The organism is uncultured Salinisphaera sp. (genome assembly GCF_964012375.1).
GTDB lineage: Bacteria > Pseudomonadota > Gammaproteobacteria > Nevskiales > Salinisphaeraceae > Salinisphaera.
The window spans coordinates 1-2,564 of sequence record NZ_CAXGSH010000177.1 but is presented as its reverse complement, the minus strand read 5'-3'; the positions used below and the strand labels follow the sequence as shown (position 1 = coordinate 2,564).

General features: G+C 62.9%; 2 protein-coding genes. One reads left to right on the top strand and one right to left on the bottom strand.

Annotation, left to right across the window (positions count from 1 at the left end; all coding sequences use genetic code 11):
* Positions 1-101 precede the first annotated feature (101 nt).
* The gene (locus ABNU97_RS17620; RefSeq protein WP_348767970.1) at positions 102-389 is read right to left on the bottom strand and encodes an exodeoxyribonuclease VII small subunit; all 288 of its coding nucleotides are present in this window, start codon (positions 387-389) and stop codon (positions 102-104) included.
* A gap of 182 nt (positions 390-571) precedes the next feature.
* On the opposite strand from ABNU97_RS17620, the gene parE reads away from it, so the two are divergent.
* Complete coding sequence (gene parE / locus ABNU97_RS17615) at positions 572-2,479, top strand: DNA topoisomerase IV subunit B (protein ID WP_348767969.1); 1,908 nt, start codon at positions 572-574, stop codon at positions 2,477-2,479.
* The last annotated feature ends 85 nt before the right edge of the window (positions 2,480-2,564 follow it).

Genomic DNA, 2,564 nt, shown 5'->3' with positions numbered 1-2,564 from the left:
AATCACGCGCAAAGCACGCCGGCGCGACCGTGACAGGTTTATGCAGAGCTTCCTTAGGCAAGCCACGGGCAATGCGATGGAATATCCCGTGACGACAGGCCCTAATCGCTGGTATCGGTGTCGGCCGGCGGGTCGAAGTCGGCGACGTCTGCGTTATCGCCTTCGGCCAGCAGTTGATCGACGCGCAGTTCGGCATGCTTGAGCGTGTGCTGGCATTGGCGTGCCAGAACGACCCCGCGTTCGAACTTCGCCAGCGCCTGCTCGAGCGATACGTCGCCGCTTTCCAATGCTTCGACCAAGCCTTCGAGCTCGGTTACCGATTCTTCGAATGCGGCCAGGCGGGGCTGGCTGTCGTCGTTTTCGGTTGCGGGCGCATCGGTTTTTGCCATGACGTCTGCCTGGGCTGAAGTTGGAGTAGCGGTCAATCCGACAGTCTAGCGCCAGAAGTCGGCGGCGTCAGTGTCTATTGCCAGCGTGCCCGCCTTGGCTTAACGTGCCGCGCATTCGCTGAACGCGGTTCATGCCCCAGCCGGGCGCCACGAACCGCCCATCTCAAGCAAGACGAGGGCTCATGGCCAGCCGCTACGACGCTGCCGATATCGAAGTACTCTCCGGGCTGGATCCGGTGCGCAAACGTCCGGGCATGTTCACGGATACCGCCCGGCCGAATCACCTGGCCCAGGAAGTCATTGACAACAGCGTGGACGAGGCGCTGGCCGGGCATGCCACCGAAATTGATGTGGTTCTGCATGCCGACGGATCCTTGTCGGTGACCGACAACGGTCGCGGCATGCCGGTCGACGTGCACCCCGAACAGGGTGTGCCGGGCATCGAGCTGATTCTCACCCGCCTGCATGCGGGCGGAAAGTTCTCGAACAAGCAGTATCAGTTCTCGGGCGGCCTGCACGGCGTAGGTGTATCGGTGGTCAATGCGCTGTCCACCTCGCTGGTGGCCCAGGTCTGGCGCGGCGGCACCCACTACGAAATGCGGTTTGCCGGCGGCGAGCTGGAAAGCCCGCTCACCGAAATCGGCTCCTGTGCCAAGAACAAGACCGGCACCAAGCTGCATTTCGATCCCGACCCGCAGTATTTCGACAGCCCACGCTTTGCCACTGCGCGCCTGAAGCATTTGCTGCGGGCCAAGGCAGTGCTGTGCCCGAACCTCAAGGTGCATTTTGTCGACGAGGCAGGCCAGGAAGACATCACCTGGCAGTACGCCGACGGGCTGGCCGATTACATGGCCGATGCGCTGCAGGATATCGACTGCGTGATCACGCCGGCGTTTACCGGCGGCGAAGACGGCGGCAGCCAGACCGTCGACTGGGCGCTGACCTGGCTCGCGCCCGATCAGCCCGGCGTGGACGGGGTGGCCGAAAGCTATGTCAACCTCATTCCCACGGCCTCGGGCGGCACCCACGTCAACGGTCTGCGCACCGGCCTGACCGAAGCGGTGCGCGAGTTCTGCGAGTTTCGCAACCTCTTGCCGCGCGGGGTCAAGATCGCACCGGAGGACGTCTGGTCCGGCTGTACCTACGTGCTGTCGGTGAAGATGAACGAGCCGCAGTTTTCGGGCCAGACCAAGGAACGGCTGTCCTCGCGCGATATCAGCGGCTTCGTGTCCAACGCGGTCAAGGACGCGTTTTCGCTGTGGCTCAATCGACACGCGGAAACCGGCGAACTGCTGGCGGCCCAGATCATCGGCAACGCCCAGGCCCGTGCGCGCAGCGCCAAGAAGGTCAAGCGCAAGCGGGTAACGGCCGGGCCGGCCTTGCCGGGCAAGCTTACCGACTGTGTGACCGACGATCCGTCGCGATCCGAACTGTTTCTGGTGGAAGGCGATTCCGCCGGCGGCAGCGCCAAGCAGGCGCGCGACCGCAACTTTCAGGCAGTGATGCCGCTACGCGGCAAGATTCTCAATTCCTGGGAAGTCGAGCCGGCGGATATCATGGCCTCGAACGAAATCCACGATATTTCGGTAGCGCTGGGGCTGGATCCGTCCAGCGACAACTTCGACCGCCTGCGCTATCACAAGGTCTGCATCCTCGCCGATGCCGATTCAGACGGGCTGCATATCGCAACGCTGCTGTGTGCGTTGTTCGTCAAGCATTTCCGCCCGCTGGTCGAGCATGGTCATGTATTCGTGGCCATGCCGCCGCTGTTTCGGATCGATGCGGGAAAGGAAGTCTTCTATGCGCTGGATCGCGACGAGCGAGACGTGATCCTGCGTCGCCTGGAAAACGAGAAGAAGAAACGCAAGATCAGCGTCACCCGCTTCAAGGGCCTGGGTGAGATGAGCGCGCTGCAGCTGCGCGAAACCACCATGGCGCCGGATACGCGCCGGCTGGTACAGCTGTCGATCGACGAAGACGGCATGCCGGATACCGAAGTCGACGAACTCATGGATATGCTGCTGGCCAAAAAGCGCGCCGCCGACCGCCGTGGCTGGCTCGAAGCCCGCGGCCACGAGGCCGAGGTTTAGTGGTGCGCTCGCCGCGTTCGAGACAGTTAAGGAAGCTCTGCATAAACCTCTCACGGATCGCGTTCGAGTCCTCACAGACGGTGCG

What these genes read in the sequence shown, in the direction of transcription:
- ABNU97_RS17620 (WP_348767970.1), bottom strand. Translation starts at nt 389, where the DNA reads ATGGCAAAAACCGATGCGCCCGCAACCGAAAACGACGACAGCCAGCCC.
- parE (WP_348767969.1), top strand. Translation starts at nt 572, where the DNA reads ATGGCCAGCCGCTACGACGCTGCCGATATCGAAGTACTCTCCGGGCTG.